This is a genomic window from Streptomyces sp. NPDC007971 (genome assembly GCF_042958635.1).
GTDB lineage: Bacteria > Actinomycetota > Actinomycetes > Streptomycetales > Streptomycetaceae > Streptomyces.
Genome location: NZ_JBIBJK010000013.1, coordinates 80,036 through 95,277, shown reverse-complemented (window position 1 = coordinate 95,277; position 15,242 = coordinate 80,036). Strand labels below are relative to the sequence as shown.

The following is a 15,242-nucleotide window of genomic DNA, read 5'->3' as shown; positions in this document are numbered from 1 at the left end:
TTCATTCAACGGGGGCATTTTCATGCGTCGCGACATCGTCGTGCTGCACTCTTCTGCGCTGGTCAACGCCGTGTGCGCAACATCACGCCAGTGGTGGCCGACGGCCTGAACCGGAAACCAGAAAAGAACGTCGTACAGGGGGATACGAGTCATGCGCATTGTGCTGTCCGAACGCGGATCCATATGGTGGCAGGAGTCCGCAGACCTCGTCAGGAAGGTCTATGCGAACAGCTTCGGGGCCGATATCACGGTGGACCCGGAAAGCTTTCTTTCTTACCTGGAACACAACCCGGAAACTGGCCGTGAGGAGGTCCTCGCCTGCACCGGCCTGACGGCGGCCGAGGGCGGACCGCTGTTCCTGGAGAAGTACCTCGACCTTCCCATCGAGGACCTGATCCGCGCTGACGGCCAGACGGTGACGGGCCGTCATGAGATCGTCCAGCTCGGATCGGTGGCGTCGGTGCGCGCCACTGCCGGCGCCGAGCTGTTCAAGGCGCTGACGGTCGTGCTGTGGGGTCTGGGCTGCCGTTACGCCGTGATGACGTCCACGCGGCGCTCGCTCGCCCTGCAGAAGCGTCTCGGCATCGTCTTCAACCCCATCGCGGAGGCCGACCCGACCCGGCTCGACGCCGGCGAGCTGGAGCGCTGGGGCTCCTTCTACGACCAGCGGCCGCTCGTGGTCTACGCGGTCATCGCCGAGCAGACGCAGTCGTTCGTCAACGGCGTCGGCCGCTACCAGTTCGCCTCCATCGACATGCAGTTGATCCCCACCCGACGCAAGGAGCCGGCCGGTGTCTGACACCCGTGTCTCACTGATCGACGGCCTGCTGGCCCGCGCCGGCAGCGACGACACCATGGTCGAGGTGCTTTCCCCGGCCGGTGGCCCGACGTTGAAGTGGACCTACCGCCAGGTGATCGGCGCCGCCAAGGTGCTCGCCGACGACATCGCCGTCCTCGCGGCCCGGCTGGGCCGTACGCCGAGGGTCGGCCTGCTGGCCGAGAACTCGGCCGAGTGGGTCGTCGCCGACCTGGCACTGCTGTTCTCCGGCGCCGTCGAGATCCCGGTCCCCACCGCCTTCAGCGCTGAGCAGGCGGCATCCCTGCTGGCCGGGGCCGACGCCTGTCTTGTGGACAGCCGAGGGGCCGGCCGACTGGAGGAGTGGGGGCACGAGCGAGTCCTGTCGGCCGGCTGCCAGGTCGACGCGGTCGACCTGCCCGCCCTGATTGCCGCAGGAGCGTACCGGGACGAGCGGGTCGCCCACCCCATCGCCTCCTGGGACGAGGACGCCGTCTTCAAGGTGATCCACACCTCGGGGACGACCTCAGCGCCCAAGGGCGTGATGATCCGACGGCACGGCATCGAGGCGCTCCTGGAGTCGCTGCGCAAGCGCAGTGACCCGGCGATCTTCCGCCGTTACCTCTCCATCGTGCCGCTCAGCCTGCTGGTGGAGCAGGTCACCGGTCTGTACATGCCGTTCCTGGCAGGCGGCTCGGTGATCTTCCTTCCGCCGGGTACGGCACTCGTGGGCACCGCCGGCGACGCCGGGCCACGAATGCTGTCCCTGCTGCGTTCGGCACGCCCCACCGCTCTGGTGATGCCGCCGACCATGGCAGCGCTGCTGCTGTCCCTGTGCGTCCAGAGCCCCGACGAGACCGTGGCCGGGCGGCACTTCCGGTTCTTCGGTCACGAGGGACCGGTGTTCATCGCCTGTGGCGGCGCCCCGGTGCCCCCGGAGGTGCTGACCCGCCTGAAGGAGTTCGGGCTGCCGCTGTACGAGGGGTACGGGCTGAGCGAGAACAGTTCGGTCGTCGCCTGGAACTTCCCGGGCAGCGTCCGCATCGGCACGGTCGGCAAGCCGCTCGACCACGTCGAGGTGAAGCTCTCCGAGGACGGCGAACTCCACGTCCGCAGCAGCTCGCTCTTCGCCGGATACACCGTCGAGGACCCCTCCAGCTGCGCCGTCGACGAGGACGGCTGGCTGCACACCGGCGACCTCGCCACGATCGACGAGGACGGCTACATCCGGATCGTCGGCCGGAAGAAGAACATCATCATCACCGCCGGCGGGCGCAACGTCTCGCCGGAGTTCGTCGAGGGCCAGTACCGCCGACTGCCGTTCGTACGCGAGGCGGTCGTCCTCGCCGACGGACTCGACACCGTGCGCGGACTGTTCGTGGTCGACGGCGACGTCGACGAGGAGCTCGCCCGCAAGGAGATCACCGACTTCGGGCAGCGGCAGCTCTCCGACGTCGAACGGGTCACCGACATCCGCCTGATGCGGCAGGACGACCCGCGTTACCTCACCTGCTTCACCGTGACCGGCCGCCCGAAGCGGCAGGCCGTCCGCGACCTTCTGCTCACCCAGGACCTCATCGAGGAGCACGTATGAGCACCGCTGTCCACACGGCCCGCTACGGCTCCGGCCAGGGCCTCGTGCTGACCCCGGCCGGCTCCGGCTCGGTCGCCGACATCGAGCCGGCCCACCTGCTGAAGCTGCTCTCGGAGTCCGGCTTCCTGCTGCTGCGCGGCTTCGGCGCGGACATGGACGCGTTCACCGCGCTGGTCAACAGCGTAAGCGTCCGCACCACCATCGACCCCGCCCGTGACTTCTACTCCGAGGTAGCCCAGAAGGTCGACGCCGGCACCGGCCCGATCGGCCTGCACACCGAGAACGGCAACAACCCGTTTCGGTCGCACCTCGCCTGGTTCTTCTCGGAGAAGGCCGCCAAGGAGGGCTCGCAGACCACCGTCTGCGACGGCTACCGCGTCTGGGACGCCCTCTCCGACGAGGCCAAGGCGGCCTTCTCGGCGCAGGACATCGTGTACTCCCGCTACGTCGGTGAGCAGCAGTGGCGTGCGATGGCGTTCCACATGACGGAGCAGCGGGTGCCGATGGAGGAGATCACCTTCGAGCAGCTGCGCTCCCTGGCCGACTCCGTGCCGGGCACCACCGTCGAGCTGCACGAGGACGGCGGCATCACGTACGCCTTCCGTACGCCGGCCGCCGCTCCCACCCTCTTCGGTGAGCGGATCGCCTTCGCGAACTCCATCCTCGGCCCCTCGACCAACTACGAGAAGCCGCGTATCACGTTCGCCGACGGCACCGAGTTCCCGACCGAGCTGATCCTGGAGATCTCGGACGTCACCGACCGGCTCACCGAGAACCTCGACTGGCAGGACGGCGACATCGCGATCATCGACAACACGCGTGTGATGCACGGCCGTCGGGCCATCCTCGACACCGAGCGGACCATCTACAACGCCCTCAGCTACATCGACGTGGAGGCCGCCGCATGACCGCCCAGGCTCTGGAACGGGTCAACGAACTCGCCCACATCAACACCTTCCACCCCAACGCCCTGCCCTGGGAGAAGGCCCGCAACGCCGCGGAGCTCGCCTACCTCTCCCGCGTCTGCTTCGACGAGGAGGGTCACGAGCAGGCCGCCGTCGCCTACGCGGTGAAGGAACTGGCCCAGCTCGCCGAGATCGAGCGACACGTCTCCGCGGTGATGTCCATCGTCCTGTCCGAGGTCCAGGGCCAGGACAACCCCTTCACCGAGGGCCGCGGCCTGCACGACGCCCTTTCCTGCTTCGCCTCCGAAGAGCTCAACCACGCCAACGCCTTCTACCGGTACGTGCGTGAGCTGGGCGGCGTGGACTTCGTCCTGCCGGACAACCTCTTCAACGAGCGGCTCGCCCTCTACCTCGGCGACGATTCCCCGTACGTGAAGCTGGCCGCCCTGTGCTGCACCGCGTACATCGGCGAGTCGATCATCACCGTGATCGAGCGGCGTACCCGGGCCTACGACCCGGAGATGTCGTACTTCCTGCCGAAGCTGCTGCACCTGCACAACCTCGACGAGGAGCGGCACGTCCGCACCGACCACTGGGTCATCGACGAGCTGATCCCCTCGTTCAACGAGGAGGAGCAGGCGGCGATGCGGCGCATCATCGCCGGAACCGAGGAGCTCAACGTCCAGCTGGCCATGGCCTTCGAGAAGCACGCCAAGGACACCTTCGGCGTCGACTACACCGAGGGCAACCTGATCCACCAGATGCAGACCGAGCTGACCATGGCCTTCGGCCGGCACGCCCTCGCGGGACCGATCACCAAGCTCGACGACGCCCTCGACGACGAGACCCGTGCCCTGCTGGAGCGGTTCAGCGGCACGACATCGGTCCACGTCTGACCCTCCCCAGTCCACGGTGCCGGGGTCGATCGACCCCCGGACGGCCCCGGCACCGTGCTCGTCCGCCCCTCACCACTTCCTGGAGCTGCTCGTGAAGACCACGATCATCCTGACCTACACCTTCACCCCGGCCTGGCTCGCGCTGCCGCGCGACGAGCGGAACGCCATGGAGGCCGCCCACATTCACCCTGTCTTCGCCAAGTACGCGGACCGGGTCTCGGCGCGTTTCTTCGACGCGGAGGCGTTCCACACCGCCTTCTCGGACTTCGTCCTGCTGGAGACCGAGGACCTCAAGGCGTACTACTTCCTCATCGAGGAGCTGCGGGACTCGCCGCTGATCGCCCAGGGCTACCTGGTCGTCAACGACATCTTCATGGGCATCGAGGACGGCTTCCAGCAGTTCGAGGCGGCCCAGGCCGACGGCGAGGACGGGCAGCACCGGTGACCGTCCTCACCGAAGCACCCGACACCCGCTCGGGGAGCGGCGCGCCGGCCGGGCGCCGCTCCCTGATCACGGGTGCGCTGCTCGCACTCTTCCTGGCCGCCGCGGACTCGACCGTCGTCGGCTCCATCCTGCCGACCATGGCCCGCAGTCTGGGCCAGGACGAGCTGTACCCCTGGCTCGTGTCCGGCTTCCTGCTGTGCAGCATCCTGGCGACCGCCGTCTCCGGAGCCGCGGCCGACCGCTTCGGCTCCCGTACGGCCATGTGTGCCGCACTGCTGCTCTTCGCAGCCGGCTCGGCCGCCTCCGCCGTCGCCCCCGGCATGGTCGTCCTGATCGCCGCACGCGCACTGCAGGGCCTGGGCGCCGGAGCGGTGATCACTCTGGCGTACGTCCTCGTCGGCCAGGTCTTCGACGCGGCCGGCCGGGCGAAGATGCAGGGCCTGCTGTCCGCGATATGGGGGCTTGCCGCCGTGGCGGGCCCAGCGCTGGGCTCGGCAGCGCAAGCGACCGTCGGCTGGCGGTGGGTGTTCGCCGTGAACCTCCCGCTGGCGCTGGCGGCGGCACTCGTCGTGGCCCGAAAGGCCCCCGCCGGGACCGTGGACGGCAGCGAACGCCCGAAGCTGGACGGACGCGCCCTGGCAACCTTCTCGGTGGGACTGACCGCACTGCTGATCGTGGTCGTGTCCCCCGAGCCGGTGCTGCTCGTGATCGCCGCCGTGATCGCCGCGGTCACCGTCACGCTCCATATCCGCCGAGTCCGTCGTACCCCGGAGGCATCCCTCATACCGGTCGCCATGGTGACCGATCGGGTACCGCGCGCGGCAGCCCTCGTCTCCCTCCTCGCCTCGGTCCTGCTGTACGCCTCGGTCACCCAGCTCCCGCTGGCCCTGACCAGGACGGGCGCGGCCGGCGCCACGGCGAGCGGCCTTGTCGTGCTGGTGGCCTCGCTCGGCTGGGTGGCCGGTTCGGCCGTGTGCGCCGGTCTGCTGGGCCGGTTCGGCGGGCGCACGGTCGCCACGATCGGCGGAGTACTGCTCGCCATCGGAGCGGCGGTGCTGTGCCTACCGACCGAGCCGTCCCTACCAGCAGCCATCGCCGGACAGCTTCTGGCGGGACTGGGCACGGGCTTTACCGTGGCCACCGCGCTTGTCCAGGCCCAGAACGCGGCTCCGGCGGAACAGCTGGGCGCTTACACCGGTGCGGTGACTCTGTGCCGCAACATCGGGGCGGCCGTCGGCGTCAACCTGATCGCCAGCATCCAGCACGGTGCCGAGGAGGACCTCGGTGGCGCCGATGCCCGCGTGACGTCGTACCGGTTGGCCTTCGGTGTGCTGGTGGCCGTGGGGCTGTTGGCACTGCCGGCGGCACGACGTCTGAAGTCCGCAGCGACGGAGGCCGCCGATGACTGACCTTTCCGCATCCACTACGGCGGAGCAGACCGCGCCACGCCGCCGAGCACTCACCGTGCTCCGGGTGGCGTCGGTCGCGTTTCTCTTCGACACACTGCTGCAGGCCGCGTTGGCGGGCCTGTTCATCACCGGCGACGTCCGCTTCCTCGACCTGCACGCGGCCAACGCGCAGTTGCTGGCTGCCCTGTCTGTCCTGGAGGCCGTGGCGGCGCTGGTGGTCTGGCGTTCTCTGAAGGGTCCGGCGTGGCCCTTCACCACAGCCGTGGGTCTGGTGGTCCTGGTGGCCGCCCAGATGGGACTGGGTGCCGCACGGATGCTGGGCGGCCATGTGCCACTCGCGCTGGCCGTGTTCGGTGCCGGCACCGTCCTGGCGTGGTGGTCGTGCACCTACCGGGGCGCCGAGGGAGGCCGCGGATGACGCTCTCACGCCGGCAGACCCTCGGGATCACCGCAGGCATCACGGCGGGCCTCGCCATCCCGGCGGGCGCGGCGGCGTACGCCCGCTGGTCCCCGGAGCGCACCGGAACGGAGCTGGTCAGCCGCCTCCGCCTCCCGAAGCCGTTCATCGTGCCGCTGCCCGTGCCGCCCCGCGCCCGCCCGGTCCACCGCCCCGACGGCACGGACTTCTACGACATCACGCAGCGCGAGGCCGAAGTGGAGATCATCCCGGGCACGCGGACGCGGATCTGGGGCTACGACGGCATCTTCCCCGGTCCGACGTTCGTCGCCCGGTCGGGCCGTACGACGCGGGTGCGCGTGCTGAACAAGCTGACCGTGCCCACCTCGCTCCACCTGCACGGAGGAGTCACCCCGCCGCACTCGGACGGTTACCCCACTGACATCGTCGTACCGGCCCAGTGCGGAGCCGACTTCCCTGCACGGAAGATGCAGCACGGCATGCACACGGCTGCGGCCGACTGGACGGTGAGCGAGGCGTACAAGACGTACGAGTACCCGCTCGGCCAGCGTGCGGCGACGCTCTGGTACCACGACCACCGCATGGACTTCAGCGGTCCGCAGGTCTGGCGGGGGCTGGCCGGCATGTTCCTGGTCCACGATTCCGAGGAGGACGCGCTGCCCCTCCCCGGCGGCGACCGAGACGTTCCGCTGCTCCTGTGTGACCGCTCCTTCGAGGAGGACGGTTCCTTCCGTTACCCGGCCCACTCCCCCACCTGCACCGGCACCCCCGGCGTCGCGGACGCCTACATGGACGGCGTCCTGGGCGACGTCCAGCTCGTCAACGGCGCCCCATGGCCGGAGCTGGAAGTCTCCACAGCGCGTTACCGCCTGCGCCTGCTCAACGCGTCCAACGCCCGCCGCTACAGCCTGGTCCTGCGCGGTGACGACGACCGGGCCCTGCCCTTCACCCAGATCGGCGGCGATGGCGGCCTTCTTGCCACGCCCCAACGACTCCCGGCAGTTCCGATGTCACCAGGCGAACGCTTCGACGTCGTAGTCGACTTCGCCGCCTGCCCGGTAGGCAGCACGGTGACGCTCGTCAACACGTTGGCGGAGGGACGGATGCACCAGGTGATGCGCTTCCGGGTCGTCCGCAAGGCCAAGGACACAAGCCACGTTCCACACCGCCTCTCGCGCTACGCAGCCCTTGCCTCCTCGTCGGCGGTCGCGACCCGGCACTTCGACTTCCGACGCGGCGACGACATGTGGACCATCAACGGCCGCACCTTCAACGCCGCCGAATCCCTGGCCAGCCCGCGCCTGGGCACGGTCGAACGCTGGCGCTTCACCAGCGACTTCCACCACCCCGTCCACCTCCACCTGGCTCACTTCCAGGTCATATCCCGCGGTGGCCGTCCGCCTGCCCCGACCGATGCCGGTTGGAAGGACACGGTCGACGTGCGGCCGTACGAGGTGGTCGACGTCCTGGTCCGCTTCCAGGGCTATCGAGGTCGGTACATGCTGCACTGCCACAATCTGGAGCACGAGGACATGGCGATGATGGCGAACTTCCAGGTGGTGTGATGCGGAGGGCCGACGGCAATGTGCGTGCTGCCCAGTAGCCGGACGGCAGAGCCGAACGCTGGTTGTGCTGCCTACGATCCTCGTACGTGGGTGAAACCGCAGGGGCTGGACCGCGAAGCCTAGGAGTGGAGCATGAGGAAGTACATCTGCGGCGCGGCGCTCATACTCGCGGTGGTGCCGGCGCTGGCCGGGTGTGGTGCTTTCGGGAAGGGCACACCCACGCCCGTCGCGACAGGCCCGGTGACGATGCCCGATCTGACCGGGAAGAACGCCGAGAAGCCCGAGGAGCAGCTGGAAAAGCTCGGTGTGCCCAAGAGCCGGATCGAGCTGCAGGCGGATGACGGAAACCATCTGGTGGTGCTGGTGCCGGCGAACTGGGACGTGAACACCCAGTCGGTGAAGGCGGGTGCGCAGCTCGGAGTGAAGCAGGTGCGTGTGCTCGGCGTGGGCAAGCTGACGTGGCGCGAGCGTCATCACGGCCACGTGCTCTAGCCAAGCTACGTGCGAAAGCTCGGTATGAATGCATCGCCCAGGCACGTGCCCCCGAGGGCACATCCAGGGCACATGAGCCCGGGAAACGGCGTTGACCCGCGAGAACTGCCGAGGAGAGTTTCCGCAGGTCAACGCACATTCCACCGAGAATCCCCAGGTCAATGCCCCGTAACTCCCAATCGCTGCACGAGTGGCAGGACTTCAGCCATCGGTTGCATGAGGCGGGGCATCAGCCGTATTGCCTGGTGTGGCCCTGAGCCGGGGTTTCCCGGTTTTGGGCGGGGCTTTTCCGGGCGGGGCTCTCGGGCCCTGCCCCTCGTCATGCGCTCGCTCCGCGACCGCGTGACGTCCGTGCGTGAGCGTGCCTCCCGGCGGCGTGGCCGATCCGGGGCCGCCCTCAGCGCCGAGGCCGCTGGAGCCGTCCGTGGTCAGTACACGTCGCGCACGTAGCGTTTGTCGGCGGTGAGTTGTTTGATCCAGGCCGCCGCCTCGGCCTCGTCCAGGCCGCCGTGCACGGTGGCGATCTCCCGCAGGGTCCGGTCGACGTCCTTGGCCATGCGGGTGGCGTCGCCGCAGACGTAGAAGTGGGCGCCGTCCCGCAGCCAGGACCACAGCAGCGGGCCGTGTTCGCGCATCCGGTCCTGGACGTAGACCTTGGCGCGCTGGTCGCGGGAGAAGGCGGTGTCCAGACGGGTGAGCGTGCCCTCGGCGAGGAACGCGGCCAGTTCCTCCTCGTAGTAGAAGTCGCTCGCCCGGTGCTGTTCGCCGAAGAACAGCCAGTTCGGGGCGCGGCGACCGCGGGCCCGGCGTTCCTCCAGGAAACCGATGAACGGCGCGATGCCGGTGCCGGGCCCCACCATCACCGCCGGTGTGGCGGAGTCGGCGGGCGGGCGGAAGTGCGGTGCCCGCTGGACACGGACCGGCACCGGGGTGCCGGGCTCGGCGTCGGCGAGGAAAGGGGAGCACACGCCCTGGCGGGGGAGGCCGGCCTGGTTCTCGTAGCGGACGACGGAGACCGTCAGCGACACCAGTCGGGGGTCGGTCAGGGGGCTGGAGGATATGGAGTACAGGCGGGGCTGCAGGCGCCCCAGCACGTCGGCCCACTCCTGTGCGGGGGCCCGGATGCCGAACTCGGCGGCTACGTCGACGGCCTGGCGTCCCCAGGACCACTGTGCCAGCCCGTCCTTGTTGTCCGGCCGCAGCAGCTTGCGCAGCTCGCGCGGGTCGCGGGCCCGGTCGGCGGCGAAGCGCAGCAGGCCGGGAGTGATCCGGGTGATGTCCAGGTGGCGCAGCAGCGCCTCGGCGAAGGGCACGTCCCCGGCATCCCTGACCCGGACGGCCGTGTCCGCGTCCAGGCCGGTGACGGCCAGCCACTCCGCCACCGTCCGGGGCCAGTTGGCCGGGTGCACCGCCAGGGCGTCCCCGGCCTCGTAGACCAGCGGGGTGTCGCCGTCCCGGGTGTCGAAGGTGAAGCGCCGGACCTCCTTGCCCGCACCGGGCCGGCTCAGCAGGCGGTTGCCGGTGAGGCGGGCGGTGGCGGGGGCGGAACGGCCGGGCCGGGGAGCCACCGGGGCGGCGAGGACCTGAGCAGGGAACTGAGCAGGCACCAGAGCGGGAGCCGGGCCGGGTGCCGATCCGGAACTCGGACCGGGTGCCGGGCCGGATGCCGAGCCGGGTTCCGAGCCGGATGCCGAGCCGGGTTCCGAGCCGGGTTCCGAGCCGGGTTCCGGACGTTCGGGGCTCTGCAGCGCGGTGAGCACCTGGTCGAGCCAGGCCCCGGCCTCGGTCTCGTAGTCCGGTTCGCAGTCGGTGCGCGGGGCCAGCCGCACCGCGTCCAGCTCCTCCATGCGCCGGTCCAGACGGCGGCCGTGGCCGCAGAAGTCGTCGTAGGAGGAGTCGCCAAAGGCCAGGACGGCATAGCGCCTGCCCGCCAGGCGCGGGGCGTCGGGCGCGGTCAGGGCGTCCCAGAACCCCGCGCCGTTGTCGGGGGCGTCGCCGTCCCCGAAGGTGCTCGTGATCAGCAGCAGGTCGGTGTCGCGGGGCAGTGCGGCGGGGTCCGCCTCCTCCATGGGCAGGAGGGCGGCGGGGTGGCCGTCCGAGGTGAGCCGCTCGGCCGTGGCGGTCGCGAACTCCTCGGCGTTGCCGGTCTGCGACGCCCAGAGGATCACGACCTGGCGCCGGGGGGTGCCGGTGCCCGGCTGCGGGGTGTCCCCGGCGGGGCCGTGCGCCCTGGACGGCGTCGCCCCGGACCTGGAGTACATCCCGGCCAGCACCCCGTTCACCCACAGGGCGTGCTCCGGGCTGAACGGGGCGTCCGCCGGCAGCACCGGTACGCCGGAGGCACCCGAGGGAATGCCGGCCAGGAAACCGGTCAGATACCGGCGTTCGTGTTCGGCGAGGACCGGCGGCGGCCCCGGCTCCAGCCCGAACGGCACGGCGGGAGCGGGCACGGTGGCAAGGACGGCGGCCGGTGGCGCGACCTCGATGGACGCCGGGGCGGTGGCCGAAGCACCCGCCGGAGCCGTAACTGAAGCACCCGCCGGGATCGTGGCCGAGGCACCCGCCGGGGCCGGGGCCCGCACCGTCACCGGGGTGGCCACCTTGGTCAGCGACACCGCGCACATCTTGAACTCGGGCTGGAAGGACAGCGGGTCGACGGCGTCGCTGGTCACCGCGTTGACGCTCAGGTACTCCCCGAACAGGTCGTTCCAGTGGAACGGCGCGAAACAGCAGCCGGGCCGCACCCGGTCGGTGACGACGGCGGGCAGCACGGCGCGCCCGCGGCGCGAGGCGACCTCCACCGAATCCCCTTCGGCAAGGCCCAGTCCGGCCGCGTCCTGCGGGTGCACCTCGACGAAGGAACCGGGGTTGAGCTTGTTCAGCCTGGCCACCCTGCCGGTCTTCGTCAGCGTGTGCCACTGATGCTGGAGACGGCCGGTGTTGAGCACGAACGGGTAGTCGTCGTCGGGCATCTCCGCCGCCGGGACGTGCGGGCGGGCGTGGAAGACGGCTCGGCCGCTCGCGGTCGGGAAGACCGGCGAGCCGTCCTCACCGACGTACCGGACCGGGTTGCGGTCGGGACCGTCGGCGCTCGCCGCCGGCCACTGCACGGGCGTCTGTCGCAGCCGCTCGTAGCTCGCACCGCGCAGGTCCCAGCCGGTCGCCGGGTTCCAGGCCCGCTTGATCTCCTCGAAGACCTCCTCGGCGCTGTCGTACGCGAATCCCTTCCCGTACCCCATCGCGCGGGCCACGGCCGCGATGATCCGCCAGTCCGCCGTCGCCTCCCCGGGCGGATCGGCGGCCGGGCGGGCGAGGGTGAGGTTGCGCTCGCTGTTGATCAGGACGCCCTCGGTCTCGGTCCACAGAGCGCCGGGCAGGACGACGTCGGCGTAGGCGTTGGTCTCCGTCTCGGCGAACACGTCCTGGGTGACGACGAACTCGGCGGCCTCCAGCCCCTCGATGACCGTCTTGCGGTTGGCGACGGAGGCGACCGGGTTGGTGCAGATGATCCAGCACGCCTTGATGTCCCCGTCGGCCATCTTCCGGAACATCTCGACCGTGCCCCTGCCGACGCCGTCGGCGCGCAGGGCGCCGGGCTCCAGCTCCCACAGTTCCTCGACGAAGGCCCGGTCGGCGTCGACGAGGACGGAGCGCTGTCCGGGCAGCCCGGGTCCCATGTAGCCCATCTCGCGGCCGCCCATGGCGTTGGGCTGGCCGGTGAGGGAGAACGGCCCGCTGCCGGGGCGGCAGATCGCGCCGGTGGCGAGGTGCAGGTTGACCAGGGCGTTGGTGTTCCAGGTGCCGTGGGTGGACTGGTTCAGGCCCATCGTCCAGCAGCTCGTCCACTCCTTCGCCTCGCCGATCAGCCGGGCCGCCTCCCGGATGTCGTCCTCCGGGATGCCGGTGGTCGCGGCGACGGCCGCGGGCGGGTAGTCGGCGAGGAAGGCGGGCATCGCCTCCCAGCCCTCGGTGTGCGCGGCGATGAAGCCGGGGTCGGTGCGGCCGTTCGCGTGCAGCAGGTGCAGCAGCCCGTTGAGCAGCGCGAGGTCCGTGCCGGGCTCGATCTGCAGGAACAGGTCGGCCTTGTCGGCGGTGGCGGTGCGCCGGGGGTCCACGACGATCAGCCGGGCGCCCGCCGACTTCACCCGGTCCATCATCCGCAGGAAGAGGATGGGGTGGCAGTCGGCCATGTTGGAACCGATGACGAGGAAGACGTCGGCCTTGTCGAGGTCCTGGTACGAGCCGGGCGGGCCGTCCGCGCCCAGCGAGAGTTTGTAGCCGGTGCCGGCACTGGCCATGCACAGCCGGGAGTTGGACTCGATCTGGGTGGTCCGGACGAAGCCCTTGGCCAGCTTGTTCGCGAGGTACTGCGCCTCCAGGCTCATCTGCCCGGAGACGTAGAGGGCGACCGCGTCGGGCCCGTGTTCGTCGACGATCGCGCGCAGGCGGCGGGCGGTCTCGGCGACGGCGTCCGCCAGGGGTGCGGGCCGCTGCTCCTCGCCGCGGTCCGGCCGGACGAGGGCGCCGGTCAGCCGGCCCGGGGCGGCGAGCATGTCCGCGGTGGTCGCGCCCTTGGTGCACAGCCGGCCGAAGTTCGCCGGGTGCTCCTTGTCCCCGCTCGCCTTCAGGACCGTACGCCGTCCGTCCGGTCCCCTGCCGACGTCGAGGACCATGCCGCAACCCACCCCGCAGTACGAGCAGACGGTCCGCACCGTCGTCGTGTCCTCGCTCCGCGAGCCCGGCGCGGCCACGGGCGCCCCCCTTCTGCTGTGCTCGGCCTGATCTCACCCTTCGCGACCGTACGAAGCGCTCATTACGCGGGTGTCTCCGCACCCGATCACCAGGGGTTAAGCCCGCCGCACAGGGCCGGGCGGGCGGATGTGAGCACACCGGCGTGCGGGCTGGTCAGTCGCCGGGCGGCCGGTGGCCGACGGTGATGTGGCGTTCGGGGCCGGGGGTTTCCAGCTCGTCGACCACGGCGACGGCCAGGTCCTCGGCGCTGATCCACGACTGCCCGTCGGCGGTGGTGAGCAAGGTGTCGGTGCCGCGCCGATAGCGGCCCGTCCGCTCACCGGGTTCGAGCCGGGCCGGCGGGCTCAGGTAGACCCAGTCGGCACCGGCATGGGCCCGGCAGGTCCGCAGCTGGGCCGTCCCGGCGGCGGCGACGGCCTTCACCTCGGCAGGCACGTACACGGGATTGTCGGCGACCGGCAGATCGGGGTCGCCGGGGCTGCGCAACGCACCGGCGCCGCCGACGACCAGGACGCGGATCCCCCTCCGTGCGGCGGCGTCCAGCACCGTACGGGTGGCGCCGACCAGGAAGTCCCGGTCGACCGGCATGGTCCGCACGGCCAGCACGACGGCGTCCGCGGCACGGTGCGAGGCGGAGCCGGCAAGCGCCTCCCCCACGGCATGCGGGTCGTTGACGTCGACCGCGATCGGTGTCACGTCCGGGTCCCCGCCCGCCGGCCTCCGGGACAGGGCGAGCACCCGGTGTCCGCGTGCACCGGCCTCGGTGATCACGCGGCTGCCGACCATCCCGGTGGCACCGAGCACGGCGATCGTCATGCCCGCCGCCGTCGCCGTCGGGCCCGTCTTCATCTCGCCCGCCTTCGTCGAGCCTGTCCTCTTCGAGCCTGTCTTCATCTCGCCCGTCTTCTTCGAGCCTGTCTTCATCGAATCCGTCCTTCTCGGGTCTGGCCTTCTCGGCTGTGGCCTTCTCGGGTCTGGCCTTCTCGGCTGTGGTCTCGGCCGTGGTCGTCTGACGTTCCGCCGCGTGCGATGCGGCCGGCCCGGCCCGCCCGGCCCGGGGGTCCGAGTTGCGCGGCGAGCAGAGCGGCCAGGGCCAGGACGAAGCCGAGGGTCTGGAGCAGGCTCAGCGACTCGCCCAGCACGACGCCGATGGCGGTCGCGACCAGCGGCGACAGCAGCACCAGGGGTGCGGACGCGCCGACCGGCAGCTGTCCGATCCCGCGGAACCACAACGTGTAGGCGATCAGCCCGCCCATGCTGCCGAGCCACAGGTAGCCGCCTGCGGCTCCGGCGTCGATCCGCTGCGGCAGCCCTTCGAACGCGAAGGTGAGCGGGAGCAACAGCAGGCCGCCGACCGTCAGTTGCCAGCCGGCCAGGGTGAGTGGGCCGACCCCCGCCGGACGGCCCCAGCGCTTCGTGAGGACGACCCCGCCGGCCATGGTGGCCGTATGGCCGAGGCCGGCCAGCACCCCGACGGTGTCCAGGTGGGCCCGCGGGCCGAGCACGACGAGTCCGACGCCGATCACGCCTGTCACGCCCCAGGCCAGTCGCCAGGCGGTCGGCCGGTCGCGGAGCACAGCGGCGGCCAGGCCTGCGACCAGCAGTGGCTGGGCGGCGCCGAGGGTGGCGGCGACACCGCCGGGCAGTCGTTCGGCCGCCAGGAACAGCAGGGGCATCCCGCCGATGTTGAGCACGCCGAGGACGGCGGCCTTCCACCACCAGTCCGCGCGCGGGAGCACCCGGGTGAGCGCCAGCGCGAGCAGCCCGGCGGGCAGGGCACGCATCAGCCCGGCGAACAGCGGGTGCCCGGGCGGGAGCAGCCGCGTGGTCACGACGTACGTGGTGCCCCAGGAGGCGGGAGCGAGTGCGGTCAGTGCGACGGTCGCCGCCTGCTGCGCGTACGGGGTCCGTGGCAGGCCCGACGACCGCTCGGTCAGGGAGTGCATGCGATGAAGTGTCCGCAGCTCCCG

Annotated in this window: 12 protein-coding genes; 9 read left to right on the top strand and 3 right to left on the bottom strand. The window is 70.9% G+C overall.

Annotation, left to right across the window (positions count from 1 at the left end; translation table 11 throughout):
- Nucleotides 1–151 precede the first annotated feature (151 nt).
- The 9 genes from ACFZCP_RS26835 to ACFZCP_RS26795 all read left to right on the top strand — a co-directional run bounded on the left by ACFZCP_RS26835 (nucleotide 152) and on the right by ACFZCP_RS26795 (nucleotide 8,520).
- On the top strand, nucleotides 152–799 hold the full coding sequence (locus tag ACFZCP_RS26835) for a thermostable hemolysin (RefSeq protein WP_391431109.1): 648 nt from the start codon (nucleotides 152–154) through the stop codon (nucleotides 797–799).
- Nucleotides 792–2,390 (top strand): AMP-binding protein, encoded by a 1,599-nt coding sequence (locus ACFZCP_RS26830; RefSeq protein WP_391431106.1) that lies wholly within the window; start codon nucleotides 792–794, stop codon nucleotides 2,388–2,390. The genes ACFZCP_RS26835 and ACFZCP_RS26830 overlap by 8 nt, the downstream gene beginning before the upstream one ends.
- Nucleotides 2,387–3,298 (top strand): TauD/TfdA family dioxygenase, encoded by a 912-nt coding sequence (locus ACFZCP_RS26825; protein ID WP_391431103.1) that lies wholly within the window; start codon nucleotides 2,387–2,389, stop codon nucleotides 3,296–3,298. The genes ACFZCP_RS26830 and ACFZCP_RS26825 overlap by 4 nt, the downstream gene beginning before the upstream one ends.
- Entirely contained in the window at nucleotides 3,295–4,191 is an 897-nt protein-coding gene (locus tag ACFZCP_RS26820) for a hypothetical protein (protein ID WP_391431101.1), read from the top strand. Before ACFZCP_RS26825 ends, ACFZCP_RS26820 begins: the two co-directional genes overlap by 4 nt.
- 91 nt (nucleotides 4,192–4,282) lie before the next feature.
- Nucleotides 4,283–4,636 carry a darcynin family protein gene (locus tag ACFZCP_RS26815; protein ID WP_391431098.1) on the top strand — a complete coding sequence of 118 codons (354 nt, stop codon included), beginning with the start codon at nucleotides 4,283–4,285 and terminating at the stop codon, nucleotides 4,634–4,636.
- Nucleotides 4,633–6,045, top strand: coding sequence for an MFS transporter (locus ACFZCP_RS26810; protein ID WP_391431095.1), 1,413 nt, complete (start codon nucleotides 4,633–4,635; stop codon nucleotides 6,043–6,045). The genes ACFZCP_RS26815 and ACFZCP_RS26810 overlap by 4 nt, the downstream gene beginning before the upstream one ends.
- Nucleotides 6,038–6,463, top strand: coding sequence for a hypothetical protein (locus ACFZCP_RS26805; protein WP_391431092.1), 426 nt, complete (start codon nucleotides 6,038–6,040; stop codon nucleotides 6,461–6,463). Before ACFZCP_RS26810 ends, ACFZCP_RS26805 begins: the two co-directional genes overlap by 8 nt.
- Nucleotides 6,460–8,028, top strand: a complete 1,569-nt coding sequence (locus tag ACFZCP_RS26800) for a multicopper oxidase domain-containing protein (RefSeq protein WP_391431089.1) — start codon at nucleotides 6,460–6,462, stop codon at nucleotides 8,026–8,028. The genes ACFZCP_RS26805 and ACFZCP_RS26800 overlap by 4 nt, the downstream gene beginning before the upstream one ends.
- A 132-nt stretch (nucleotides 8,029–8,160) precedes the next feature.
- A complete protein-coding gene (locus ACFZCP_RS26795) occupies nucleotides 8,161–8,520 on the top strand; it encodes a PASTA domain-containing protein (protein WP_391431086.1) in 360 nt (119 codons plus the stop codon).
- 428 nt (nucleotides 8,521–8,948) lie between these two features.
- On the opposite strand, the gene ACFZCP_RS26790 is transcribed toward ACFZCP_RS26795, so the two are convergent.
- The 3 genes from ACFZCP_RS26790 to ACFZCP_RS26780 form a co-directional block, all read right to left on the bottom strand.
- On the bottom strand, nucleotides 8,949–13,193 hold the full coding sequence (locus ACFZCP_RS26790; RefSeq protein WP_391431083.1) for a molybdopterin-dependent oxidoreductase: 4,245 nt from the start codon (nucleotides 13,191–13,193) through the stop codon (nucleotides 8,949–8,951).
- Nucleotides 13,194–13,425: 232 nt separating this feature from the next.
- The gene (locus ACFZCP_RS26785) at nucleotides 13,426–14,088 is read right to left on the bottom strand and encodes an NAD(P)H-binding protein (RefSeq protein WP_391431571.1); all 663 of its coding nucleotides are present in this window, start codon (nucleotides 14,086–14,088) and stop codon (nucleotides 13,426–13,428) included.
- Between the two features lie 104 nt (nucleotides 14,089–14,192).
- Nucleotides 14,193–15,218, bottom strand: coding sequence for an EamA family transporter (locus ACFZCP_RS26780; protein WP_391431080.1), 1,026 nt, complete (start codon nucleotides 15,216–15,218; stop codon nucleotides 14,193–14,195).
- Nucleotides 15,219–15,242 lie beyond the last annotated feature (24 nt).

What these genes read in the sequence shown, in the direction of transcription:
- ACFZCP_RS26780 (WP_391431080.1), bottom strand. Translation starts at nt 15,218, where the DNA reads ATGCACTCCCTGACCGAGCGGTCGTCGGGCCTGCCACGGACCCCGTAC.
- ACFZCP_RS26835 (WP_391431109.1), top strand. Translation starts at nt 152, where the DNA reads ATGCGCATTGTGCTGTCCGAACGCGGATCCATATGGTGGCAGGAGTCC.
- ACFZCP_RS26825 (WP_391431103.1), top strand. Translation starts at nt 2,387, where the DNA reads ATGAGCACCGCTGTCCACACGGCCCGCTACGGCTCCGGCCAGGGCCTC.
- ACFZCP_RS26790 (WP_391431083.1), bottom strand. Translation starts at nt 13,193, where the DNA reads ATGGTCCTCGACGTCGGCAGGGGACCGGACGGACGGCGTACGGTCCTG.
- ACFZCP_RS26820 (WP_391431101.1), top strand. Translation starts at nt 3,295, where the DNA reads ATGACCGCCCAGGCTCTGGAACGGGTCAACGAACTCGCCCACATCAAC.
- ACFZCP_RS26785 (WP_391431571.1), bottom strand. Translation starts at nt 14,088, where the DNA reads ATGACGATCGCCGTGCTCGGTGCCACCGGGATGGTCGGCAGCCGCGTG.
- ACFZCP_RS26800 (WP_391431089.1), top strand. Translation starts at nt 6,460, where the DNA reads ATGACGCTCTCACGCCGGCAGACCCTCGGGATCACCGCAGGCATCACG.
- ACFZCP_RS26805 (WP_391431092.1), top strand. Translation starts at nt 6,038, where the DNA reads ATGACTGACCTTTCCGCATCCACTACGGCGGAGCAGACCGCGCCACGC.
- ACFZCP_RS26795 (WP_391431086.1), top strand. Translation starts at nt 8,161, where the DNA reads ATGAGGAAGTACATCTGCGGCGCGGCGCTCATACTCGCGGTGGTGCCG.